We start from the raw sequence: 25,897 nt of genomic DNA on the forward strand, positions 1-25,897 counted from the left end.
CGCCCAAACCACTTCCAGATGCATTTCACAAAATCGTCACCAACTGTTTTCACCAACCACAGTCTCTCTAAAGGTGCTGATTTTGCTACTTCTTTCTGTTCATTGTGTTTATTAAAGAACTTTATTTAAATGATCTAACGCTTTTTCTTTTCCTAATAATTCGATCGTTTCTCCTAATTCAGGACCATGCATTTGTCCTGAAACAGCAACACGAATTGGCATAAAGAGATTTTTCCCTTTCACGCCTGTTTCTTTTTGAACCGCTTTGATGGCCGCTTTAATGCTTGGTACATCCACAACTTCTAGTGCTTCAAGCTGAGCTTTGAATGCTGCTAAAACAGTCGGCACGGTTTCTCCTGCCAATACTTCTTTTGCTGCTTCATCCAACACAGGATGTTCAATGAAGAATAGATTAGAGACATCGACGATTTCTGCTGCATAGCTCATTTGAGGTTGATACAAGCTGACAACTTTTTTCAACCATTCTAATTTTTCAGGTGTTAGCTCTTTTTCAATTCGTCCATCTGCTGCAAGATAAGGAATACACATGTCTGTTAAAACATCTAAATCCATTTCTTTGATGTAATGATTGTTTACCCACTCTAATTTTTTCGCATCAAATGCAGCAGGTGATTTGCTTAATCGACTTGGATCAAACATTTTAATCAATTCTTCTTGATTGAAGAGTTCTTCTTCTCCCACTGGTGACCAGCCTAATAGAGAAATAAAGTTAAACATTGCTTCTGGTAAATACCCCAGTTCGCGATACTGTTCAATAAATTGAAGAATAGACTCATCGCGTTTACTTAATTTTTTCCCAGTTTCTGTATTAATAATTAACGTCATATGACCAAACACAGGCGGTGTCCAACCAAATGCTTCATAGACCATCAATTGTTTTGGCGTATTGGCAATGTGGTCGTCTCCACGCAATACGTGTGTAATTTTCATCATGTGATCATCTACTGCTACGGCAAAGTTATACGTTGGCATGCCATCACGTTTTTGGATAACAAAATCGCCGCCGACATTATCTGATTCAAAAACAATTTCTCCTTTGACCATATCATTAAATGTAAATGAAGAGTTTCTAGGAACACGGAAACGAATCACTGGCTCTAATCCTTGTGCTTCTTTTTCTGCTTGTTCTGAAGGTGTTAGGTTGGCACATTTTCCAGCATAGTGGGGCATTTCTCCACGTGCACGCTGCGCATCTCTTTCTGCTTCAAGCTCTTCTTCTGTACAATAGCATTTGTAAGCATGGTTGCTCGCTAACAACTGATCAATTAGCGGTTGATAAATTTCTTTTCTTTCTGATTGACGGTAAGGACCATATTCCCCAGGATTTTCTGGTGATTCATCCCAATCCATTCCTAACCAAGCTAAGTTTTCTAGTTGGCTTTTTTCGCCATCTTCAATATTTCTTTTTTGGTCAGTATCCTCGATACGGATAATGAAATCTCCATCATTGTGACGGGCAAATAGATAGTTGAATAATGCTGTTCGCGCATTTCCAATGTGTAAATGACCGGTTGGACTTGGTGCATAACGTACACGTACTTTCGTCATAATTCTTCCTCTTTCCTTACTTTTCTCTAAGTATCTTTACAAAGAGAACGATAGATTCTTGTCAATAAAAACCTTTTCTTCCATTCAGATAGCAGTAAATAAAAATCGAGTTTTCTTTCCACTTATTCTTGCATGTTTCTCATTGACTGTTCAGCTAAAATTGTACAATCAATACGCAAATTAGTAAAGCTAAGTCTCTGAACTTTTCCTTCCTAATGAAGATTATTTTTCTTTTTTGTTCGCAGACCCTTTTGCTCCGTCAATCCCCCGACCAGAATGTGCAGGCTTTGCAAAAATCATTCGACCTGCTGCCGTTTGAAGTGCGCTTGTTACCACTACTTGAATACGTTCATTCATATAGTGCTGCCCATCTTCAACCACAATCATTGTTCCGTCATCCAGATAAGCAACTCCTTGCTGTCGCTCAGTTCCGGCTTTCACTAATAAGACTTCCATCGTTTCTCCCGGAATCACTACAGGTTTGACTGCATTGGCTAACGCATTGATATTTAACACCGGAACATTTTGAAACTCTGAAACTTTGTTCAAATTATAGTCATTAGTTACTACTACACCATCTAAAAGCTTCGCTAATTTGATGAGCTTACTGTCCACTTCTGTGATGTCCTCAAAATCTCCGTCGTACATTTCAACAGTGATTCCCTCTTCTTTTTGTAAAGAATTTAGGATATCCAGTCCCCGACGACCACGTACACGCTTTAAGCTATCTCCTGAATCTGCGATATACTGCAGTTCATATAAAACAAAGTTTGGAATCAATATCACGCCCTCTAAAAATCCTGATTTCGCAATATCATAAATTCGTCCGTCAATAATGACGCTTGTATCTAAGATTTTATATTTGTGGAAATGATCCTCCACTTTTCTGTCTAGCAGTTGGCTTTCTGGTGCGCTGTCTGTCTTTTTTTGTTTAGGAGTGAAAATTTTCTTCCATTCTTCAATTCGTGTTGTCCCCATTCTAAAGCCTAAATAACCCAAGATAATCATTAGTAAAATAGGAACCACGCTATTGATGAATGGTAGTTCTAAATTGTATAGGGGAGTAGAGAGTATCACTCCTAATGTTAAGCCAATGATGGCACCTACCGCACCAAACAACAGATAAGTTAAACTTACCTCGCTTAATTTTGTTTCAATACGTCTTAGTCCTGTCACAATGTATTTTGCCAATAGTAAAGATAATAAAAAGAAAATAAGTGCACCAAGCAAGCTATTGACTAAATAATTGTTGAGCCAGTTATTATTGCTGTAACCTAACGCTTTCCAAGCCGTTGGTAAAAAAGAAATGCCTAAACTTGCGCCGGCAATGACCATTAACAATGTAATTACTCGTTTTTGCATATTCATCCCTCCAGTTTATTTTTTATTGTATACGAAAACGCTCAATGAGTCTTTTTTCTATAGAAAGAATCAGAGGTTGGGACAGGATTTTCTTCTATTCCCAACCTACTAGTTAGATTTTAGAAGGTCTGGAGTAACTAATAACAGGTATGTCTCCGACTCTTCAACTGATTCATTTTACATTTTGTCTATTTCTTTAATTTGAAGCGCCAAAAACTTTTCTAAGGGTTTCTCCTATCGTTGCGACACCCACAACTTCAATTCCTTTAGGAGGCTCCCAACCGCTTAAATTATTTTTGGGCAGATAGACTTTTGTAAAGCCTAGCTTTTGAACTTCACGTACTCGTTGTTCAATGTGGCTTACCCGACGAATTTCTCCTGTCAGTCCAATCTCGCCAATAAAACATTCGGTCGTTTTGGTTCCTTTTTCCCGATAGCTTGAGGCGATACTTACCGCCACCGCCAAATCAATTGCTGGTTCATTAAGCTTTACGCCACCTGCTGCTTTTAAATAAGCATCCTGATTTTGCAACAGCAACCCTGCTCGCTTTTCAAGAACTGCCATGATTAACGAAACTCGATTAAAATCTAAGCCAGTCGTCGTTCGTTTCGCATTTCCAAACATGGTAGGAGTAACCAGTGCCTGAACTTCCACCAAGATAGGACGGCTTCCTTCCATCGCAACCACAATAGCAGAACCCGTTGCTCCTGCTAGACGCTCTTCTAAAAAGACTTGTGAAGGGTTCGCCACTTCGACTAGCCCTTGCTCGCGCATTTCAAAAATTCCAATTTCATTGGTGGAACCAAATCGGTTTTTGACTGCCCGCAAAATTCGAAAGCTGTGATGCTTTTCTCCTTCAAAATATAAAACAGTATCAACCATATGCTCTAACATCCGAGGACCTGCAATGGAGCCTTCTTTTGTAACATGTCCCACAATAAAAATGGCAATACCATTTGTTTTTGCAAGCTTTAAAAGTTCTGCGGTTGTCTCACGAACCTGACTAACACTCCCCGCAACGCTTGTAATATCTGGCTGCGTCATGGTTTGAATGGAGTCAATAATGACATAATCAGGCGCCATATTCTCGATTGCCCTGCTAATTTCATGCATATCTGTCTCTGCATACAAATAAAATTCATTATCAATCGCACCCAGACGCTCTGCACGCATCTTGATTTGATCCGCACTTTCTTCTCCTGATACATACAGGACTTTCCCACCTGTGGCTGCTAATTGCTGTGACACTTGTAAAAGTAAGGTTGATTTCCCAATTCCGGGATCCCCACCAATTAAAACAAGTGAGCCTGGAACAACTCCGCCGCCTAACACACGATTTAATTCAGAAAGCTTTGTTTTTACTCTAGGTTCCTTCTTAGGAATAACATCAGTCAGCTTTGTTGGCTGTGCTTTTTGTCCTGTTATACTTGTACGCACTCGGCGATCGGTTGTATCTTGAATAATCTCTTCTACCATGGAGTTCCATTGCCCACAGTTTGGACATCGTCCTAAATATTTTGGTGATACATACCCACAAGATTGACAAACGAATTGTGCTTTTGCTTTTTTAGCCATCTCTCGTCTCCTCACCTTTTGGATGTCTCTTTATTCTATCATATTCTTACTATAAATTACGCTTTAAACCCATTTTCTTCTTATTTATTTGATGAACCAAAGCCACCTGTCCGAACGTTTCCAGATACATCTTGATCTGCTTTTAAAAACGGCAGGAAAATCCCTTGTCCAATTCGTTCTCCCTTTTTAATTTGAACATCTCTGAGACCAAAATTAGTAAATTGAAACATAATGTGTCCTTCATTATCTGGATTATTGTAATAGTCGCTGTCAATCACGCCTACCCCATTTGATAAAATTAAAAAACGTTTCAATGGATTACTTGAACGATTGGCTAACTGTAAATACTCCTCGTCTCCCATATAAGACTTAATTCCAGTTGGAACTAATACTGGTTTCAGCTTCTTTTCTTCTTGGGTAATAGATTGTTCGTCTTTTCCCAAAAGTGTTTTTAATCCTTCAAAAATTCCCGACTTCCATATACTTGGGATCGTCACATCACTTGCTGCTTCAAAGTCATAGCCAGCCGCATGTTTTGTTGCTCTTTGTGGTAAATTTAACCCTTTATCTTCAAATGTAGAAACAATCTCAAATCCTCTTTTTCTCATTAATGTCCCTCCTAATTTCTCTTAAAATTATTTTAACATAGAGAGGTTACATTTCTAACTGCCTTAAGTAAATATTCAGTAAGTTTTCTTTTTTAAGACAAAATTTCCTCATTCTCTCTCTTTTTCTCGAGGAAAATTAGACTGTTATCATCTAACGCTTTCTGTTATAATTGTTTTCACATTTATTTTTATTCAATTTTAATTGAATAATGACAAAAAAGGAGAGATAGATGTATGAAAACTGTGTATAATTTTTCTGCCGGTCCCGCCGTTTTACCTAAACCTGTATTGGAAAAAGCAAAATCCGAACTTTTGAATTACCAAAACAGCGGAATGTCCGTTATGGAACTGAGTCATCGCTCCTCCTTATTTGAATCAATTATTCAAGATGCTGAGCAATTGTTAAGAGAGCTTATGCAAATTCCAAACAATTATCGCGTGCTATTTTTACAAGGAGGGGCAAGCCTTCAGTTTACAATGATACCATTAAATCTCGCACAAAATAAAAAAGCACAATATATAAACACAGGAACTTGGTCAAAAAAAGCAATTTCTGAAGCGAAGAAACTATCAAACGTCACTGTTGAAGTGATTGCCAGCAGTGAAGAAAAAAATTTCACTTATATTCCGGAAGTTACTGAAGAGATGATTGATCCAGATGCTGCCTATGTTCATATCACAACAAACAATACAATTGAAGGAACTGCCTTTACAACCCTGCCTAAAACAGGAAAGGTTCCTTTGGTCGCAGATATGTCTTCAAATATCCTAGCTAATGAATACAATGTCGAAGATTTTGGCGTCATTTATGCCGGGGCTCAAAAAAATATTGGTCCTGCAGGATTGACCGTTGTCATCATTCGAGAAGATTTACTAGGTCTTTCAGAAGTTCCAAGCGCCATGCTTGATTACAAAATCCAAGCAGAGAGTCATTCTCTTTATAACACGCCTCCGACATTTTCTATCTATATGGCAAAGCTTGTTTTTGAATGGATAAAAGAACAGGGAGCAGCTGCAGGAATGTTCAAACAAGATCAAGAAAAAGCTGCACTTCTTTATCAAGCGCTTGAGCGTTCTTCTCTGTTTTCAAGTCCTGTCAATCCCGCTAATCGCTCGCTAACCAATATTCCATTCATCACAGGAAATGAGACTTTGGATAAAAAATTCATTGCCGAAGCTACAGAAATGGGCTTAGAAAATTTAAAAGGACATCGTTTAGTTGGCGGGATGCGTGCCAGTCTATATAATGCATTTCCAATAGCAGGTGTCCACGCGCTCATTGATTTCATGCAAGCCTTTGAAAAAGAAAATGGAGGAAACTAACATCATGTATGATATTAAAACGTTTAATGAAATTGCCCCTGAAGGTTTAAATCGTTTTCCATCAGATGCATTTACTATGAATCAAACAGAGACCCCAGCAGGAATAATCCTGAGAAGCCAAAATTTACATTCATACGACTTTCCAACCTCAGTTTTAGCTGTTGCTCGTGCAGGTGCGGGAACCAATAATATTCCTGTAAAAGAATGTGCAGAAAAAGGAATCGTCGTATTTAACACACCCGGTGCAAATGCAAATGCTGTAAAGGAACTTGTACTAGCGAGTCTTTTGGTTTCTGTTCGCCCTCTTGTTCAAGGTGCTCAATGGGTACAAACACTTACTGGTGATGATGTAGAAGAACAAGCAGAGGCAAACAAAAAACAATTTGCCGGCCATGAGCTTGAAGGTAAACATCTGGGCGTTGTCGGCTTAGGCGCTATTGGTGCCATGGTTGCAAATGATGCCTATCGTTTAGGTATGGAGGTCACAGGGTACGATCCTTTTGTTTCTGTTGATACTGCATGGAGTATTTCACGACGTGTGAATCGCGCAAATTCGTTAGAGGAAATTTTTGCAAACTGTGATTTCATTTCTATCCATATTCCATTAAATGAAGAGACTCGTCATTTAATAAGTACGCAAGAATTACAGAAAATGAAAAAAAATGCCGTTCTTTTAAACTTTGCCCGTGGAGAGCTAGTAGATACATCTGCTGTTTTAGAAGCAGTAAACACTGGAGAAATCGCAAGCTATGTCACTGATTTTGCTGATGAACGTTTGCTTCATAATGATAACATCTTAGTTTTGCCCCACTTAGGTGCATCTACAGAAGAGGCAGAAATTAATTGTGCAAAAATGGCTGCACGAACCTTGAAAAAATTCCTTGAAACAGGAGAAATTAAGCGTTCGGTCAATTTTCCAACAGTAGAGATGTCTTTTAACTCTCCCTATCGATTTACTATTATTCATAAGAATGTTCCAAACATGCTTGGTCTCATTTCTTCAGGGATTGCCAACTTAGGGATTAATATTGATACAATGATTAATAAAAGCCGAGATGATTATGCCTATACGCTCATTGACATTGCGGAAACCGATGAAAAAAAGATTGCGTCTGTTGCTGAAAAAATTCAAGATTCTGATAAAATCATCCATGTACGTACAATTAAAAATCAGGAAGGGGTGCATTATTAATGGTTGTTGTTCGTCCATTTAACGCCATCCGCCCTAATGAAACATATGTCTCAAAAATAGCGACACTTCCTTACGATGTATTAAATTCTAGTGAAGCAGCGACACTGGCAAAAGACAATCCTTACTCTTATCTTCATATTGATAAAGCGGAAATTGACCTGCCTAGTGACATTTCTGCTTACGATAAACGAGTGTACCAAAAAGCAGCGGAAAATTTATCTCTTTTTCTAAAAAAAGGCTGGCTTCAAAAAGAAGAACACCCAATGCTCTACCTTTATCAGTTAACGATGAATGGAAGAAGTCAGACAGGGATTGTTGCCTGCACATCTATTCAAGACTATGAAGCAGGAAAAATAAAAAAACATGAATATACTCGTCCTGAAAAAGAAGTGGATCGCATCAACCACATCGATGCCTGTGATGCAAATACCAGTCCGATTTTTTTGACGTATCGAAAAGAAGACACGATTCAAGCATTGATGGATCAGTGGAAAGCACAGCATCATCCACTTTATCACTTTACTAGCTTCCATGATGTCACTCATCAAGTATGGGGGATTGATGACCCAGCAGTCATTCAAACTATTTCTCAAACTTTTGACACACAGGTTCCAGCTTTATATATTGCTGACGGTCATCATCGCACAGAATCTGCGGTAAAAGTTGGACAAAAAAGACATGAAGAATTTCCTGAAGCTGGTAAGGACGCTGCCTTCAACTTCTTTTTATCTGTTATTTTTCCAAAAGAAGATTTAGAAATACTCGATTATAACCGTGTATTAAAGGTCCCAATTCCTGAAAACTTCTTCCAACAATTAGAGAAATCATTTATTATAAAAAAAGTAGAGGAAGGAAAACCTGCTAAAGCGAAAACGTTTGGCCTGTATCTCAAAGGGGAATGGTATGCTCTTTTTGTAAAAGAAGCACTTATTCCAAATGATCCTGTTGAACAGCTGGATGTTTCTCTTTTACAAAAAATAGTCTTTGAATCTATTTTTTCAATCACGGACATTCGAAATGATCAACGAATTGACTTTGTTGGTGGTATTCGTGGAATGGGCGAGTTGGAAAATTTAGTGGACAGTGGTGAATGGACGCTAGCTTTTTCTGTCTTTCCAACTACAATGGATGACTTACTTTCTGTAGCAGATGCAGGACAGATTATGCCGCCAAAATCAACTTGGTTTGAACCAAAGCTATTAAGTGGACTTTTTTTACACGACTTAGAAAGTAACAAAAAATAATAAATTGAGAGCTGGGTACATCATTTATCCCAGTTTCTTTTCTGTATAAAGAGGTGTATCTATGCGAAAACAATTACAACAAGCCAATCGAATTGTCATTAAAGTTGGCACCAGTACATTGATTTATCCAAATGGGAATATTAATCTAGCTGCGATTGATCAATTAGCTTTTGTTCTTACTGACTTAAGAAATCAGGGAAAAGAAGTCATCTTGGTTTCCTCGGGTGCTATCGGTGTAGGATTAAACAAAATGGGCCTTAGCATGCGCCCTGAAACGATTAGAGAGCAACAGGCAGTGGCTGCGGTGGGACAAGCGGAGCTTATGAACATCTATACACAACGTTTTTCTACCTATAGCCAACTTACTGGACAAATATTAATGACACGTGACGTCATCGAATTTCCAACCAGTCGATTAAATGTAACCAACACTTTAGAACAGCTGTTAAAAATGAACATTATCCCGATTGTTAATGAAAATGACACCGTGGCAGTCGACGAGCTAGATCACCTAACCAAGTTTGGCGACAATGATCAGCTATCTGCTATTGTCGCTCAGCTTGTACAAGCCGATGTATTACTCATGCTTTCAGATATTGACGGCTTTTATTCTGATAATCCATTAGTTAATAAACAAGCAAAATTATATTCACAAATTTCGACGATTGATGAGCAATTGATGCAGCAGGCTGGAGGTTCAGGCTCATCTTTTGGTACAGGAGGGATGCAAAGTAAGCTGAAAGCCGCAAAACGCATCTTGAATAATCACAGTATGATGGTCTTAGCCAATGGAAAACAGCCGAAAATTATTTTTGATATTTTGTCAGGAAAAACGATTGGTACCTTATTTAAGGAGGAACCCTAATGGACTTACAACAGCTAGGAAAACAAGCAAAAGATAGTGCCCACACTCTTGGGTTATTATCTACCCAAGAAAAAAATCATTTATTGAATGAAATGGCCATTGCACTAGAAAAAAATACGACTCGTCTATTAAAAGCAAATGCGTTAGATTTGGAAAATGCTGTTGAAAATGGAATCAGTGAAACCATGCAGGATCGTTTGCGTTTAACGAAAGAACGAATTACTGATATGGCAGACGGAATCCGCCAAGTCATTCAATTAGCTGATCCAATTGGTGAAGTAGAAAAAATGTGGAAAAATGAAGATGGACTGATGATTGGCCGACAAAAAGTACCGTTAGGCGTAATTGGCATTATCTATGAATCACGTCCAAATGTGACCACAGATGCGGCAAGTCTCTGCTTTAAAACAGGAAATGCCGTGATTTTACGGGGTGGAAAAGAAGCTTTTCAATCCAATCAGCTTTTAGTTGATATTCTACAAAATGCTTTAAAAGAACATCATGGACCCGTGAATGCCATTCAATTTGTCAGCGATACCTCTCATGAAGTAGCAAATCAGATGATGCGTTTAACAGATTACTTAGATGTGCTTATTCCGCGCGGAGGAGCTGGATTGATTCGGCGAGTGAAGGAGAACGCAACGGTTCCAGTTATTGAAACAGGCACAGGAAACAACCACATCTATGTGGACAAGGATGCCCAGCTACAGATGGCCGTTGATATTGTAGTCAATGCAAAAGCTTCACGTCCGTCGGTTTGTAATGCTGCAGAAACACTGCTGATTCATGAAGAAGTCGCTTCGCAGTTTCTCCCTTTCATAGAAAAAGCACTGCTTGACAAACAGGTACAGCTTCGCGGCGACCAACGAGCATGTGCATTCCTTACTGAAGCTATTCCTGCTACCGAAGAAGACTGGGAAACTGAGTTTTTGGACTACATTTTAGCCGTGAAAGTCGTTTCTTCCATTGAAGAAGCCATTGCTCACATCAATCGCTATAATACGAAGCATTCTGAAGCCATTATCACAGATAATTACTTCGCTTCTCAAAAATTTTTACAGGAAGTAGATGCCGCAGCTGTTTACGTAAATGCTTCTACCCGATTTACAGATGGTTTTGTGTTTGGATTCGGAGCGGAAATTGGTATCTCTACCCAAAAGCTGCATGCTCGTGGACCTATGGGACTTGAAGAACTGACCTCAACTAAATACATCATCTACGGAGAAGGACAGATTCGAGCGTAAGATTGGGTAAAGTGCTGCTTTTATGTACTTTTAGGAGAGTTGAATATAACAATTACACTTATATCCCAGACTCATCTCCTCTTCGTTTTACACTACTGAAAAAAAAGATACGCCGCCAACGATTGATAAAACACAATCGTTGGCGGCGTATTATTCTTGACCTTCAATTCTCTCTTTTAGTTAACTTAAATAGGTCTTTTTTTCTACCAAAACCTTGCTCTTATAAAAAAAATCCTGCTAGTCATGATTCTCCAGATTTCTTCTTCCTAAAAACGTTTAAACTTACCGAGCTTTTTGCAACCAGCCAATAATCGCTTTCCCTAGTTCTTCTTGCTGTTGTCCATTATCAATCGTTGCCTGATTGTCCCCTTTTTGATTGCCATAACTTCCAAATCCCGCATGGTTCCCACCTTCTATAGACAAATATTCTGTCGCTTCTGGTAAATATTGTTTTGCTTCGTCATAGGTTTTCCAATTTAAGACACCGTCATTTGTTGCTGTAATCGATAAAACAGGTAGCCCGCTTTCCTTCAAAGAACCTTTTTCATCTGGATAACTTGCTAGAAAGATCATACCTGATATTTGGCTGGAATTTTGGGCTGCATATCGACTAGCCATTACGCCTCCTAAAGAATGTCCTGCTAAAATAAATTTCTCGTCAGGGTGCTGCTCCATCACTTTACTGGCAGCATTTGGGGAAAGAACAGCTAGGTTTAGAGGAACATGCAGCACATAGACATCGTAGCCAGCTTTAGCTACTTGAGATGCCCACAAGCTATAGCTTTCAGGTGCAACCAAAGCTCCTGGATAAAAAACAATACCCGTCGTTTGTTTTTTATTCCCCGCATATAGCGTATAGCCTGGTTCTTCTTTTGCTTTTTGACTAACGGTTAGTGCTTTTTCTGTCGCTTGATAGGTGTTTACTTTGAGATAAATACCTGAACCAACAATTAGAACAGTAATAAGAATAAGGAAGCCAAGCCCAATTTTTTTTGCTAAAGATTTCTTTTGTCTTGCTTTTTGCATGTGTCCACTCCTGAAAATTTTTTAGATGTTAATCCTTTATTACGCCATGTAAAAATAAATCTATACTTTCTTGTAATTCATATTCCTGCTCTCCTTTTTCCAAGTAAGAAGCAATAAGCATGAATAAGTAGCGAACAACAAATTCGAGGTTCATTTCCTTTCGCAGCTGACTGTTGTGTTTAGAAAATAGAGTTATGAATGGTTGTTTATAAGACGCTTCCCATAAAACATATAGTTTTTCAGAAAGTGCAGGTGACAACGTATGCTGAATATCATGTAGCATCAGGAATAAATTAAATGGGTGCTTAGCTTTTAAAAATTCAGTCATAGAGACAAGTTTTTCTTCAAGCGTTTTCTCTTGATTCTCGCTAATTGAACCTAAGTTTATTCTTACATCCTCTGACAAACGGAGCATCACGTGATAATAAATCTCTTCTTTATTCTTAAAATGATAATAAATGGTTGGCTGACTCACGCCAAGAATTTCTGTAATCTGTCTGGTAGATGTCGCTTGATAGCCTTTAGTCATAAATAGTTTTTCAGCCACATCTAAAATTTCTTCATACATATCGTTCATCCTCACTGTTTTAAAGTCAGTTCATAATACTCATCCAACACTTGATTGAATCGATAGTAATCATAACATAGGAATACTAAATGATTAAAGCACTTTTACCATCACAACTCTTCTTTGATGCAGTTACTCGAGACAATCGTAACAGGTACTTTATTTTGTAGAAGCTTTTCTCAATTTTAAGAGTAAAGGAAAGAAGAAGCTGAGTCGTTTGTTCTAACCCAGATTCCTCCTAATTTTTTATAATCCTTTCTTGCCAATTAAAGGGAAAAATTTTGCTGTCTTTTTTGCATATTGCTGAAAATCTTCTCGGTCTTTATATTTTTTTTCTAGTAAAGGAACACCAGAAACAAACAATAAGAGCAACGTAATCAATGCAGGACTAATGACTAACCAGACGTCTGAAACGGTCGTATAAGAAATCAAAAAGATTCCCCACCAACAAATACTCTCCCCAAAGTAGTTTGGATGTCGTGTCAAAGACCATAGTCCAGACGTTAGGAGTTTTCCTTTATTTGCAGACTCTTTTTTAAATTGTTCTAATTGAAAATCACCGATAGTTTCAAAGAAGAAGCCAAAGAGCCATACACCTACTCCAAGATATTGCCACCAATGAAACGATGTATTCTGATTCGCAAAGCTATGCATAATCGGCAGTGAAATGATGTAAAGAAGAACACCTTGAAGAACAAATACATTGAGAAAAGATTTTATCCCCACAAATGTCGTTCCCCACCGTTTTCGCATATTTACATACCGATAGTCTTCAGGTTTATTCCAGTTTCGTCTTGATAAATGCCAAAATAAACGAATCCCCCAAAACGTCACTAATACTAAAATCACAATAGTTTGTCGTGTTTGACCAATTGTCACTAAATAACTCACCCAAGCAACAACCACAAACCCAAGTCCCCAGGCAATATCTACTAAAGAAAAATTTTCCTTAATTCTCGCGATAAAAAACCAGACGAGAAAATAAACAAGCAGACTAGCTGCAACGATACTATAAATCATTTTTTGTCCTCCTTCTTCATAACAGCTACAGCGATACTGCCTGCTCCTGCACTGATTGCTATTGCCGAAGAGCTTTCAACGATATAATTAGCACAAGCACCTAACTGCTCGTTTAGCTCATACGCGCCCTCTGAATTTGCCACATGTGTAATTGCCAGCGCTTCAATTTTATTTGTCTTTGTCCACTTGCTGATTTTTTTACTCATCTTTTTTACACTTTGAGACTGACTAAATGAACTTCCAATGAGTTTTCCTTTTCCAGTCCCATCAAGGCTAACAAGAGGAAAAAGCGTAAGTTTTTTCGCTATTCTTCCCAGCCTATTTGGAATTCTCCCCGAACGTATCATAGGGGTTAAATCTGCTACTGAAACATAAATAAACGTCCGTTGAATTGCCTGCTCAACCGTTTCAATGACTGCTTCAAAAGGAAGATTTTCTTTAAGAGCTGCTACTGCTTTTTGGATAATCAGTCCTTGCGCAACTGAATTCACTTTTGAATCAATCACTTTGATTCGATGACTTGGAAATTTTCCTGCTTGAATTCTCTGTGTTATCAGTTGATTCGTCCCGCTTAATTTTGCTGACACTGTGATTACTAGAACCTGCTCATACTTATCCTCCAAATATGAAAGCAGCGCATCAACTGAGTTCATTGACGGTTGAGCGGTACTCACTTGCTCTTCTTCTATAATCTGCTTTGTCAGCTGCTGAGCATCAATCGTCAATTTATCAAGGAAGCTTTGATTATTCACTAAGATGTTCATCGGTAATACATGTACCTGTTCCTCAAGTAGATAACTTTGAGGGACATCTGCAACAGAATCTGTAACAATCGCAATTGGGTACTTTCTATTTTGTGAAATCGTGTATTGCAGCTGCATATCATCCACTTTTTGATTGCCGAGACTTCCATAGCTTGTCGTTATTTCCATAACTTCTTTTGGTCGATTGGTGTGAATGTGAACCTTTAGTTTCTTCTGATTTCCGGCAATAATTAGTGAATCCCCAAGTGACTGTAGACGAGTACGCAGTTCTTCTTTGGTTATGGTTGGTTGCCTAAGAATAAATTCTGTACAATAGCGAAATTCAGGACTGGTTGTTTCAATGATTCCATGAAAGGTTGGCTCTGAAAATTTTACCGTAGTCCGTTCCTCAAGAATCGTAAATTCGTTACAATAGCTTGCAGTAAAATGTGAAATAAAATAATAAAAACCTTGTGCACCTGAATCTACCAATCGATTTTTTCTTAAAAGTGTCAACTGAAATTCCGTTTCCTTCACTGCTTGCTTTGCTTCTTTTTGGGCAAATAAAAAGGACTCAGAAAGCTCTTTTTTACTTTCAAACTCTTGGAATAAAGCATCCGCCCATGTTCGCATAACGGTCAAAATCGTTCCCTCTTTTGGCTCCAAAAGTGCTTCATATGCCTTTGAAACAGCTTTTTTCAATGAAAGAACAAAGCCAAATGCACTCTTTTCAGCCTGACTGTATTCATCAGCTACAGCATGAAAATACTGCGCAAAAATAATACCGGAATTGCCTCGTGCGCCCGATAATGCTGCCTCTGCCACTTCATTTAGCAGCGTTTCAATTGTTGTACTCATTTCCACATGATCCACAATTGACTGCATGAGAGAAGCTAAATTGTTTCCTGTGTCATTATCTGCTACAGGGAAAACATTGATTCGATTCAGCTCTTCTCTTTTGTCTATCACTCCTTTTGCGCCACTCAAAAAGCTTTGCAATAACCGTTGACTTTCTATCTCTGCTGTCATCTTCTACTCACTCCTTCAAAGAAAACTGCGTTGATTGTATACACGATTCCTGCTGTACTTGCTGTAACAAACGTCCCCCAGCATAAATCAATCACGGTCATCCAAACAGGCCAGCCTTTTAACGTTGCTAGATTCGTCAAATCGTAAGTTCCGTAACAAATCAGGCCAAATAAAGCACCTGAAAAAAGAATCGTTGACAGACTGTTTTTTTCGATTCCAGGCAATAAAACAAAAAATACGACACCCACTATATAGAGAAAATAAAAAAGCAGCGCAGGACCCATTCGCGTCTCTCCCATCAAATGTCCGATAAACTGTTGATACATTTTCTTAGAAATAACGAGTAGCCAAAACAGGTCAAAGACCAAGAACACACCTGCGCTCATAATGAAAAGCTTTACGAATTGTGTCATTTTATCCTCTCTCCTTATCACTTGATAAGTGGAGTCTACCATAGAAAAAACTTCAAGATAAACTATTCTGCTCATAAATTTTATAAAATACTGTTGTTATTTTTATACAACATCTTGTTCACAAAAAAATTGCTTTGGCTAATTAGATTCCTGAAGCACTCTTCAAAAGTTAGACTAAAAATCTAACTTTTTGGGAGCTCTCTCTCTAGCCAAAGCAAGTATTTGTAATAGCTATACTACTCTTATTATCAAAGTTACATTTATCATAATGATTAATTTCTCTGGTGTATTTAGCTGTTGCTCACTAGCTTAAATACTTTTTGTTTTTCGCCTCGAAGATAGTAAACAATATTTTCAGTAGATAATTTTTGCAGCTCATCTATGGATGACTGCGTATAAAACGCAGCATGAGGTGTCACAATCACATTGTCTCGTCCAATTAAAGGATGGCTAGCCAAATCTGGTGTTTCATCCCTTAAAACATCTAATCCTACCCCTTTTAGATAGCCATTATCTAATGCTGTGATTAAATCACTTTCTACTACACAGGAACCCCGTCCCATATTAATAAAATACGGTTGTTTACGCATCTTTCGGAAATTTTCAAAGTGGAAAAAATCGGTGTTTGTTTCATTCGCATTCATATTATTTGTGATAATATCTGCCTTTGCATAGATTTCCTCCGCACCAACCATCTCAATCGACCATTCTTTCCCGCTTTCTTGATGAATAAATGGATCACAAGCAATAACCGTCATTCCCAAAGCTCGGGCACGTCTTCCAACTGCTTTTCCAATCTTACCAAAACCGAAAATGCCAAGAACCATATCCTCAATTCGTTTATTGGCAATCCCCACATCATACCGCCACTGATGTTTTTGCTCTACATCCTGTGTATAAATTTTAATATTTTTGACCAAAGTTAGTAATATCGCTATGGTAAATTCAGCAACATCAATTGTACAGTACTCTCCAACTGGACAAACACCAATCCCACGCTTGTTAGCCTCTTCTAAATCTACATTGTCAAATCCTGTAGCATTCATTGATATGACTTTCAGATTGGGTGCGTGATCCATCGCTTCTTTATCAATTTTTGTAAAAGCTGTCAATATTGCATCTGCATCCTTGATTATTTCATAAAATTCTTCTCGTTTCTCATCCTGATATTCATAAATAACTACCTCACATGAACCTAGCCCATTAATTAAAATTTCTTTTTCGTAATCATGTGTTGGCATCATCGAATCCTTATAATCTGTAATTACTATTTTCATCGTTTCTCCCCCTAACCACAGCACTGAGAATAGTGCCAAAGAAAATCCACCTACTTGTCTTCACCTAGGCACGACGAACAGGATAAGTCATACAGTGCGGTCCTCCACCTGCTTTTAAAATTTGCTCTAAAGGCAACTTAATGACTTCTAGTCCTTCTGCTTCCATCGCTTCATTGACGCTCTGATTGTTCTCAATTCCTAATACTTTTCCATTTCCCAAAGCTTGTACGTTACACCCATGTTTAAAGACTAATTCACTTGGTACATGAATGATTTTGAAGTTTCGACGTTTTAACATTTGAATAAAGTTGTGGGGCAGCTCGTCCGTCGCTGCGATACAGATTCCAGGAGCTACAATATTAAAGACCATATCTAAATGTAAATTTGCAGGAGCTACAGGCACGCCTACTACTGTATAGCCAAATTTGGCTAACTGCTCGCGTAAATTATGAAGTCCCGCTTCGTCGGTTCGGTCAACTAGTCCAAATGCTAATGTATGTTCATCTAGCATCCAAAAATCGCCACCCTCCATACATCCTGCATTCACTCTTGCTACAATTGGGACTCCTAGCTCTTTTAATTTTTCTTCATACAATTCTGTTTCTTTTTGACGAGCAGGATGACGAAATTTTCCTATAATGGCGCCTTCTTTCACCATACAACCAAAGTCTCTTGCAAATGTCTGAACCTGCAGTTGTTTTTTCGCTTCTACTTCATGCACAACTACCCCATTATCGCGATAGGCTTGAACTAATGTTTCCCATTCTGAAACCATTTGTTCATTGTGCTCCGTCTCCCCTTTTTCCATCCAGGACTTGGTAATTTCATTGATTGCATTGAAAACATAATACTTTGGTGAACAGACAATCACTTCTTTCAATTCATTTGTTGCATTACTGACAAAGATTTTTTCACTCATTTTTTACGCTCTCCTTTGATTTTTCAACTTTTTTTGACATAGCTAAAATACAAGAACATTTAGTAATAACAATGCCACACAGGCAACAAAAAACAACGAAATATACTTCCAGGAGGCCTTCAGCCAGGAGCCATAATCTACGTGAACAGCTTGCGTACACGTCATGACAATGATTGAAGTCGGTGCAAACATTTTTACTAAGCCCAATGCAAAATTATAAATAACAACCATTGAAGATTCTTGAATCCCTGCAAACACAGCTAGAGGAGCCATAATTGACATCGTAGCTGCAGCTAATCCTGTCGAACTTGGTATAAATGTTGCTAAAACGATATAAACAATAAAGCAAATAATGACAAAGAGAATTGTTGGTAAACTGCCTAATGTTTTTTCACAGCTATTTAATACGGTAGCCGTTATATTTCCCTTAGTCATCAGTACCTGAATCCCACGCGCTAGAGGAACAATGAACGCAGTCGAAACGAGACCTGCTGCTCCCTTAATTAAGATATTGATTGTTTTATCAATGGAGTAGCCCATGATAAAGCCTGAAATGATGGTCATCACGATTAATAAACCGTTGATTTCATTAAAATACCAGTCTCCCAGAGGAATCAAATCATTTCCAAAAATAGAGCCTGTAACCACATTATTGTTCAACCAATTTGTCATTGTTTCAAAAATAGTAAAATTCGCATTTAATGACTTCCAAGGAACTAATGAGACAATCATAATTAAGAAAGTCATCACAAATATGATAAAGACTTTTCTCTGACGAGCGGATAGCTTTTCTTCATCCCCATCAGTACTAGCAAATTCTTCTAAGTCTTGCTGATAGCGGAAATACTGTAATGAATTCTTAGGATTTTTTTTCACTTTTTTTGCATACTGACAAATCATAAATGAACAGAAGCCTACTAAAATAACAAACGTCAGTGCTCTAAAAATAATTCCTTCCCCTGGACTAATTCCTGCAATACCAGAAGCAATCCCTGTCGAAAATGGATTCACAATTGATGCTGCACATCCTGCTTGAGTACCGAAGATAACAATCATCAATGCGACGATAGTATCTAAGCCTAGGGATAAAATAATCGGTAAAAACATTAATAGATAAACAAAACCTTCTTCATACGCACCCTGAACTGTTCCAAAAATTCCCATAATAAATGTCAACACAGTAATCAAGACGGTGTAGTTGGTTTGATATTTTTTTGCGACCCCTTTTAAAGCGATATTAATCGCACCGACAGTATCCATCATTTCTAAAAAGCTGCCAAAAAGCATCACATTTAAAGAAATAGTAATTGCGCCAGAAACTTGATCGTTTCCTACCATGCCAATAATTGGCGCCATTATAACGTCCCATAATCCTTGACGATTAGCAGCTACTCGCGAATAGGTACCCGCAACGTTTCGTCCTGCTTCATCCAGTTGATATTGTCCGCCGGGAATAAACCATGTCATGATAGCAACTAAAATCAGTACGAAAAAGATAATGACATATGTGTTTGGTGATTTGAATTTTCTCTTTGGCGTTTGTTGTATTTCCATCAAAATCCCTCACTTTCTATAACCGTTCCGGCAACCCCCTTCAACGCATCTGTTAAGGAATCAAACGAGGTGATGATTCCACGATTTCCTTTTTTGGCTTCCACAAAACTGACAGCAGCTTTTACTTTTGGAAGCATTGATCCTGCACTAAATTGACCAAGCTTTTGATATTCGGTGATTTCTTTTGGTGTAATTCGTCCTAAGCCTTTTTGTGTCGGCTTTCCAAAATCGATAAATACTTGTGGAACCGTCGTTAAAATTACTAGCATATCTGCCCCAATTAGTTCGGCTAATCGCGCACTAGCAAAGTCTTTATCAATGACAGCCGCAACCCCTTCATATCCAGACTCTTCTTTCACTACAGGAACACCTCCACCCCCACAGGCAATAACAATATGTCCTGCATCAACTAATTGACAGATTGCCTTTTTTTCTAGAATATCTTGCGGGTAAGGAGAAGGAACTACCCGCCGATAGCCTCTTCCTGCATCCTCTTTCATCACATAATGATCTCGCGCACTGATTACCTCCGCTTCTTCCTTCGTATAAAAAGCTCCAATGGGTTTTGAAGGAGTTGTAAATGCCGGATCTTTCTTACTCACCTCTACTTGTGTAATCACCGTAACCGCTCGTTTTTCTATCGCTCGTCTTTGACATTCATTTGATAATGCACTTTGCAAATGGTAGCCAATATAGCCCTCACTCATTGCATTGCACTCTGGAAAGGGGAGCGTATCCTCGCTTTGATGACGTTCAAAGTATTCGGTAAATGCGAGGTTAATCATACCAACTTGCGGGCCGTTTCCATGACTCACCACGATCTCATTTCCATCAGAAATGAGATCAATTAATACGGGAACTACTTGATTGATAGCTGATTTTTGCTCAATAACATTGTTTCCCAAGGCGTTTCCACCAAGGGCGATTACAATTTTTGCCATTATTTTATCCTCCAACTAATTTGCTACAGCAGCGATAATTGCTTTAATCGAATGCATACGATTTTCTCCTTCATCAAAAATAACTGACTGAGCGCACTCCATCACTTCATCTGTCACTTCTTCCCCTCGATGAGCAGGTAAGCAATGCATAAATATAGCTGTTGGCTTCGCTTTTCTCATTGCTTCCATCGTAATCTGATAAGGCTTAAAGGCTTCTTTTAAATACGCCACCTCTTCGTCGGATTGACCCATACTGTATTGTGACATCCCATAAACAATATCCGCATCCTTTAATGCTTCATCAAAATCTTGAGTAAATACAATTTTTGCACCGCTAACCGCTGCTCGTTTTTCTACTTCTGCAACAATCTCTGCCTCTGGTTTCAGATTAGCCGGACAGGCAATAGATAAGTCTATCCCCAAAGTGGCGCAGAAAATCATCGTTGTGTATGCCACGTTGTATAGATTGCCTGAATAACACATCTTTAAGCCTTCATACTTTCCAAATTTTTCTTTTATCGTCATCATGTCTGCAATTCCTTGTGTTGGATGTTCCAAGGAAGTTAATCCGTTAATTACAGGATTTTGCATCCAACTTGCACATTCTTCAACAATTTCATGACCAAATGTTCTGATAAATAATCCATCAAAATAGCGATCTAATATTCGACAAGTGTCCTTTAACGGCTCTCCTCTAGTCATCTGCATCTCATCTGGACGCAAATAAACCAATTTTATTCCTAAATCTGCAGCTGCACGCTCTAACGCATTGCGTGTCCGTGTGCTATTTTTTTCAAATAACCCTGCCCAAACTTGCCCTTTACAGTATTCGTGCGGCTCTCTAGAAGCAAACTTCTTTTTAAAATCCAACGATAAATCTGTAATAAATTCCAATTCCTCTCTATCCATATCTTTGAATGCTAGGTAATCTTTTCCTTTAAATCGATTGCGCATGTCGCCACTCCTTCTTTCTATTTTTTAAGAAATTCCCAGACAAATAGTTCATTATTTGACTTTTATTTCTTTTTGACACCTTTATTTTAGTAAAAGGTTCTAGTAAAATAGATAGTACAAAACAACATTTAGAAAGCGCTTACTTTGTGTGTTTGAACAATTGACATTTTATTTGAAAGAAGGGATGAGGTATGGCAACAACTGTGACGATAAAAGATTTGTTAAAATTAAAAGAATTTCAGACTGCTGATATCATTAGTACACCAGTAAGCTTAAAAAAATCTGTCGGCGTTGTGACCATTATGGATTTGCCGACTATTGATGAGTGGTTAAAAGAAGATGAATTGCTGATTATGGGGTTTTATATGGATACTCACTTCAACCGAAGCTTTATTGAAAAGTTGGGCAATCGGAATGCGGCTGGTATTATTACAAAGAAAAAATTCAAAAAAAATATTACTCCTGATTTAGTCAATGCACTGCAACAAGCGAACATTCCCGTTCTAATCGTGGAAGACAGATATAGCTGGAGTGACATCACTGCTCCTATTCAAAGCTTAATCATACGCCATCAAACCACTGTCTTGAAAGAAACCGAACGTTTTCATCAGGCAATGATTCACTCGCTTTCCAATCAACACTCTTTTCACGATTTGTGTACAACTTTACATCATATGACCGGGCTTTCTTTAGCCATTACTGATGAACAATTTAGAATCTTAGATTATTCCAACGATTTTGACTGGTCTGATTATGTAACAGATTTGATTAGCCATACTCCTCGCAACTGGCAGACGATAGCGGTCACCCCAGAAGGTCGGCGAAAAGATGGGTTCATTGAACAACGAAGTACTTGGCCAAACACCCAATTAAGACTTTTTTTATTACCCGTTTATCAAAATCAGCAGCTCGTTAACTATTTAGTTGTGAAACAGCCTGCCTCTGTCGATTCTCTTCCATTGGATCTTTTAGCAAAGCTTGAAAGCTTTCAATCGATTTACCTGTTAAAAAAAGCATTTTATACTGAATTTCAAAAAGCAAATAGTCACTATCAAAATCTTATTTTAGAAGAGTTAATACGCATGGATACGCCAAATGATGAGGAGCGAAAACAGCTGAGTGTCACTTTAGGTGTTCATCTGGAAAAAAATTATCGTGTCCTTCTAGTCAAAAATTTAAATGAGGATGATTCTTCACTTACCATCGAAAGAAATGACCGCTATATTGCTTTTAGAAATAATTTGAAACAGCAGAGCTTTATGAATGATAATATTCTCGTCTTCTCCCGCAAAGATTACCTCGTGTTTTTGTTAGCAGAATCTTTTAAGCAAACGGATTTGTTTTTGAATCAACTAGTAGATTATCTGGATAGCTACAACGAAAAAGCTTCATGGGCTCTTGGAATCAGTGATTTAAATCCATACTGGCAGTTACATACTGGATGGAAAGAAGCCCAACAAGCGCTTCATTTTATCCGGTCAAATACGAGTAGCCAACGAATCCAATATTATCAAAATCTGGGCATTCTAAAAATGTTTGCTAACGATCAAGGACAACTAAATACACTCTACGTGCAGCAAATGCTGTCAGATTACCTTGCACCTATTTTAGCAAATGATGCCAAGCAACACTCTCAACTTTATAAAACGTTGGAAACTTTTTTTGAAACGAATTTTTCGCACATCTCCACGAGTAAAATTCTCTACATTCACAAAAATACCCTGCGTGCCCGTTTAAAACGGATTGAAGAGCTGTTAAAGATAGACTTAAAAAATACAGATCATTTAATGAATATCCACATCGCATTAAAACTGTATCAAATGATGGACGGTGCTAGCTGCCAAAAATTTTTCGATCTCGTATGAGTTTCTACCAAATGAGTACCATATTTTCAAAAGGTGATACATGTGTCTCATACGTAGACATCCATTTTCTCTAAAGTTCAACACTTCACAAAAAAATCTGCGTTCTCTTAAAAAATGTCTCGTTCCTCTTGGCTTCTCTTTTTTATTTGAGGTGATTCACGAAGATGACAGTCAACACCAAAGATCACCTTTCGATGTTGACTGATTCCGGGTGTTCCTCAAATCTTTGGCACCGAATAGATACCTCTCTACTTCTGGAGGATATAGATGTAGAGAGGAACTTTCGACTTATCTGTGAAGCCTTCAACTCTAGCATGTCTCATGCGTAGAAGTTGATGAGAGCGAAACTCAGTGGAGATGAGTTCCTTCCGTTCCCAACCTTTATTCATATTTTTAGGAGGGTAGGCTATAACCTAGACAGTTATAGCCTACCCTCCTATGTTTCATCTTAACGATAATGCTCATCCAAGTATGCAAGTATCTCTCCTGAACGGCTGGTTGTTGAATCATTTTCTTTTCGGTCTTCTAACAGGCTGACAAACATATACCCTGCAGTTTCAGGATTAAAGGCCATCAGAAAACTGTTTTCCTGTCCTTTTGTATCTTGCTTTGTTTTTATCTCTGCTGTTCCTGTTTTTGCAGCTAGAGAAATGCCAAGTGAACTAAGTGAATGTGCCGTACCATTTGTTTCGGAAACAACGGCTTGCAGATCATCCACAATTTGATTCACACTCGCTTCTTTTAGAACGCCATCTTTTGTTTTTGTTTCTGTATCCATCAACAGTTTAGGATAAACAAGGGTTCCTTTGTTTGCAAAGACTGAATACATCGCACTTTGCTGAATTGGATTTATTAACAGCTCCCCTTGTCCGTAGCCCGTATCAGCTAATAAAATTTCAGATTGAAAAGACTCTTCATTGGAAATTTGTGCAGGGGTCATTGCAATAGGAAGATTTAGCTCTTCACCAAAAATAAATTTATCCAGCCCTGATCTAAAGGTCTTTTCCCCCATACGTAATGTCTCTTGCGCCATATAAATATTATCCGAATTTACTAGCGCACTTCTCAAATTAACAGGAGATGTATCTGTCACTCGTGTAACAAAATAATCGCCCCAAGAAGCATCTTTTTGCCACTTTAATCCATCAATGGCGACTTCTTTTCCAGGATCCAGAGTCTGGCTATCTAACCCAATTCCTGCAGTAATTGCTTTGAATGTAGAACCTGGCGCATAGCCAGTTGCAAAGCGGCTAATAAACGGAAGATTTTCATCATTTTGATACGCATCATAAGCCTTTTGAGAAATACCATTTGTCATCGCATTCGGATCAAAGCTGGGTGAACTCGTAACAGCCAAAAGTTCCCCTGTTTTTGGCAACGTGACAACATTTGCCCCTTTATCATTTGCTAATTCATCAAAAGCAAGCTGCTGAACTTGGCTATCGATAGTTAATTGAATCGTTTTACCATCTTTTTTCTCTACCTCTTGTAGAACATTCTTTTCTTTATCCTCTTTTGAAGTAATTGAGATTTTTCCGCCATTTTGTCCACGAAGCTCTTTATCCAATGCCATTTCCAGCCCTGAACGCCCAATGGTTCCGTTCGCACTCAGCTCAGGATTTTTTTCTAAATCTTCTGCTGTTATTGTCCCCACATAGCCAATCAAATGCGAAGCCGCTTCTTTTAGTGGGTAATACCTAGCTGTTACCTCTTGAAGAGTGGCTCCATCAGGAATGGTTTCTGGACGAGTATCTAGTATTTTCAGTGGAACAAAATAATCTGGCTGCACCCAAGACTGGTTCAGTGCTTGTGTAATCTCTTCTTCTGATAAGGAGAAGGTTTTGGCAATTGCCTGAATTTTTTTTTCTTTCTCTTCTCCTTCACCTAACGCACTGGGTACAACACCTACCTGATTTAACCGAGCATTTTGTGCTAATTTATTATTATTTCTATCTGTAATTTCACCTCGAACCGCCTCGTTTAAGGTATAGCTTACTTTGTCCTCTTTTTCCATTTCTGGAAAAATTAAATTTGGTTGCCATTGGACTTTATAAGCGTCCTTTTCTTTCACCAGCTTACCCGTGTAGCTTTGTTTAGCCATCTCCCCTAAAGGTGTAGTCAGCTGTAGTTGATAGGTAAATTGATAGGTATCATTCGTCTTTTTCGTTGCCACAGAAGATACCTTTAGTGATTGTGCCGAAATACCAGAAAAAACGGTTTGGTATTTTTTTACAACTTCACTTGCTGTATAACCACTCATCTTTTTTGTATCTTTAGATAACAGAGTTTCCACCTTATCAAATTCTTGCTTTTCAATCGCTTGAGTAAACTGCTTAACGACTTGTTGACTTGCTTTTTCCTCTTGGTTTTTCTGATACATCCAATACCCGATGCCCCCGCCTGTTGCAAGAAGAATCACTGCAGCACCGCCAATAATCAAAGGCATTTTTGAACGTTTTTGTCTACGTTTAACTGATTTTCTTTCCATAAGTCCCTCTTTTTTCCGAAACGACTTCCGCCATTTCTTGCGATAGAAAAATTGAACCCACTTTCTATCCTATCTCCTCAAATTGTGACCTTTATTTCTATCAACAGTGTATAAAAT

21 protein-coding genes and 1 other annotated feature (1 of these 22 running past the window's edge) are annotated in these 25,897 nt (G+C 38.3%); of the genes, 6 read left to right on the forward strand and 15 right to left on the reverse strand.

Annotated features, from left to right (window positions below; all coding sequences use genetic code 11):
• Positions 1-112 (reverse strand) — a binding site (T-box leader) (it extends 109 nt beyond the left edge of the window).
• From gltX to I589_RS16345, 4 genes are all read right to left on the reverse strand, one after another.
• On the reverse strand, positions 112-1,569 hold the full coding sequence (gltX, locus tag I589_RS16330) for a glutamate--tRNA ligase (RefSeq protein WP_010766869.1): 1,458 nt from the start codon (positions 1,567-1,569) through the stop codon (positions 112-114). It overlaps the preceding feature by 1 nt.
• A gap of 222 nt (positions 1,570-1,791) precedes the next feature.
• On the reverse strand, positions 1,792-2,931 hold the full coding sequence (locus I589_RS16335) for a PIN/TRAM domain-containing protein (protein ID WP_010766868.1): 1,140 nt from the start codon (positions 2,929-2,931) through the stop codon (positions 1,792-1,794).
• A 196-nt stretch (positions 2,932-3,127) separates the two neighbouring features.
• Positions 3,128-4,507 (reverse strand): DNA repair protein RadA, encoded by a 1,380-nt coding sequence (radA, locus tag I589_RS16340; RefSeq protein ID WP_010766867.1) that lies wholly within the window; start codon positions 4,505-4,507, stop codon positions 3,128-3,130.
• Positions 4,508-4,587: 80 nt separating this feature from the next.
• A complete protein-coding gene (locus tag I589_RS16345) occupies positions 4,588-5,115 on the reverse strand; it encodes a dCTP deaminase/dUTPase family protein (protein WP_010766866.1) in 528 nt (175 codons plus the stop codon).
• 234 nt (positions 5,116-5,349) lie between these two features.
• Here I589_RS16345 and serC point away from each other — a divergent pair, with 234 nt between their 5' ends.
• From serC to I589_RS16370, 5 genes are all read left to right on the forward strand, one after another.
• Complete coding sequence (gene serC, locus I589_RS16350) at positions 5,350-6,438, forward strand: 3-phosphoserine/phosphohydroxythreonine transaminase (RefSeq protein ID WP_010766865.1); 1,089 nt, start codon at positions 5,350-5,352, stop codon at positions 6,436-6,438.
• Between the two features lie 4 nt (positions 6,439-6,442).
• The gene (locus I589_RS16355) at positions 6,443-7,630 is read left to right on the forward strand and encodes a 3-phosphoglycerate dehydrogenase family protein (RefSeq protein ID WP_010766864.1); all 1,188 of its coding nucleotides are present in this window, start codon (positions 6,443-6,445) and stop codon (positions 7,628-7,630) included.
• On the forward strand, positions 7,630-8,874 hold the full coding sequence (locus I589_RS16360; RefSeq protein WP_010766863.1) for a DUF1015 domain-containing protein: 1,245 nt from the start codon (positions 7,630-7,632) through the stop codon (positions 8,872-8,874). Before I589_RS16355 ends, I589_RS16360 begins: the two co-directional genes overlap by 1 nt.
• A gap of 61 nt (positions 8,875-8,935) precedes the next feature.
• On the forward strand, positions 8,936-9,739 hold the full coding sequence (gene proB / locus I589_RS16365) for a glutamate 5-kinase (RefSeq protein WP_010766862.1): 804 nt from the start codon (positions 8,936-8,938) through the stop codon (positions 9,737-9,739).
• Positions 9,739-10,983 (forward strand): glutamate-5-semialdehyde dehydrogenase, encoded by a 1,245-nt coding sequence (locus I589_RS16370; RefSeq protein WP_010766861.1) that lies wholly within the window; start codon positions 9,739-9,741, stop codon positions 10,981-10,983. Before proB ends, I589_RS16370 begins: the two co-directional genes overlap by 1 nt.
• Before the next feature lie 282 nt (positions 10,984-11,265).
• On the opposite strand, the gene I589_RS16375 is transcribed toward I589_RS16370, so the two are convergent.
• From I589_RS16375 to argF, 10 genes are all read right to left on the reverse strand, one after another.
• Positions 11,266-12,009, reverse strand: coding sequence for an alpha/beta hydrolase (locus I589_RS16375; protein WP_010766860.1), 744 nt, complete (start codon positions 12,007-12,009; stop codon positions 11,266-11,268).
• 28 nt (positions 12,010-12,037) lie between these two features.
• Positions 12,038-12,577, reverse strand: coding sequence for a TetR/AcrR family transcriptional regulator (locus tag I589_RS16380; RefSeq protein ID WP_010766859.1), 540 nt, complete (start codon positions 12,575-12,577; stop codon positions 12,038-12,040).
• Between the two features lie 246 nt (positions 12,578-12,823).
• On the reverse strand, positions 12,824-13,597 hold the full coding sequence (locus I589_RS16385) for a DUF1295 domain-containing protein (protein WP_010766858.1): 774 nt from the start codon (positions 13,595-13,597) through the stop codon (positions 12,824-12,826).
• Positions 13,594-15,369 carry a DAK2 domain-containing protein gene (locus I589_RS16390; RefSeq protein ID WP_010766857.1) on the reverse strand — a complete coding sequence of 592 codons (1,776 nt, stop codon included), beginning with the start codon at positions 15,367-15,369 and terminating at the stop codon, positions 13,594-13,596. The genes I589_RS16385 and I589_RS16390 overlap by 4 nt, the downstream gene beginning before the upstream one ends.
• Positions 15,366-15,782, reverse strand: a complete 417-nt coding sequence (locus I589_RS16395) for a DUF2177 family protein (protein WP_010766856.1) — start codon at positions 15,780-15,782, stop codon at positions 15,366-15,368. Before I589_RS16395 ends, I589_RS16390 begins: the two co-directional genes overlap by 4 nt.
• Positions 15,783-16,072: 290 nt before the next feature.
• Positions 16,073-17,059, reverse strand: a complete 987-nt coding sequence (locus tag I589_RS16400; RefSeq protein ID WP_034685552.1) for an NAD(P)-dependent oxidoreductase — start codon at positions 17,057-17,059, stop codon at positions 16,073-16,075.
• A gap of 64 nt (positions 17,060-17,123) precedes the next feature.
• Positions 17,124-17,978 carry a dimethylarginine dimethylaminohydrolase family protein gene (locus I589_RS16405; protein ID WP_010766854.1) on the reverse strand — a complete coding sequence of 285 codons (855 nt, stop codon included), beginning with the start codon at positions 17,976-17,978 and terminating at the stop codon, positions 17,124-17,126.
• Positions 17,979-18,020: 42 nt separating this feature from the next.
• Complete coding sequence (locus tag I589_RS16410; protein WP_010766853.1) at positions 18,021-19,532, reverse strand: YfcC family protein; 1,512 nt, start codon at positions 19,530-19,532, stop codon at positions 18,021-18,023.
• Entirely contained in the window at positions 19,532-20,473 is a 942-nt protein-coding gene (gene arcC / locus I589_RS16415; RefSeq protein WP_010766852.1) for a carbamate kinase, read from the reverse strand. Before arcC ends, I589_RS16410 begins: the two co-directional genes overlap by 1 nt.
• Before the next feature lie 15 nt (positions 20,474-20,488).
• Complete coding sequence (gene argF, locus I589_RS16420) at positions 20,489-21,427, reverse strand: ornithine carbamoyltransferase (protein ID WP_010766851.1); 939 nt, start codon at positions 21,425-21,427, stop codon at positions 20,489-20,491.
• A gap of 191 nt (positions 21,428-21,618) precedes the next feature.
• Here argF and I589_RS16425 point away from each other — a divergent pair, with 191 nt between their 5' ends.
• The gene (locus I589_RS16425; protein ID WP_010766850.1) at positions 21,619-23,292 is read left to right on the forward strand and encodes a helix-turn-helix domain-containing protein; all 1,674 of its coding nucleotides are present in this window, start codon (positions 21,619-21,621) and stop codon (positions 23,290-23,292) included.
• Between the two features lie 448 nt (positions 23,293-23,740).
• Here the strand turns inward: I589_RS16425 and pbp4 are convergent, their stop codons facing one another.
• Complete coding sequence (gene pbp4, locus I589_RS16430) at positions 23,741-25,780, reverse strand: penicillin-binding protein PBP4(5) (protein ID WP_010766849.1); 2,040 nt, start codon at positions 25,778-25,780, stop codon at positions 23,741-23,743.
• Between the last annotated feature and the right edge of the window lie 117 nt (positions 25,781-25,897).

The sequence above is a fragment of the Enterococcus phoeniculicola ATCC BAA-412 genome, assembly GCF_000407505.1.
Classification (GTDB): Bacteria; Bacillota; Bacilli; order Lactobacillales; family Enterococcaceae; genus Enterococcus_K; species Enterococcus_K phoeniculicola.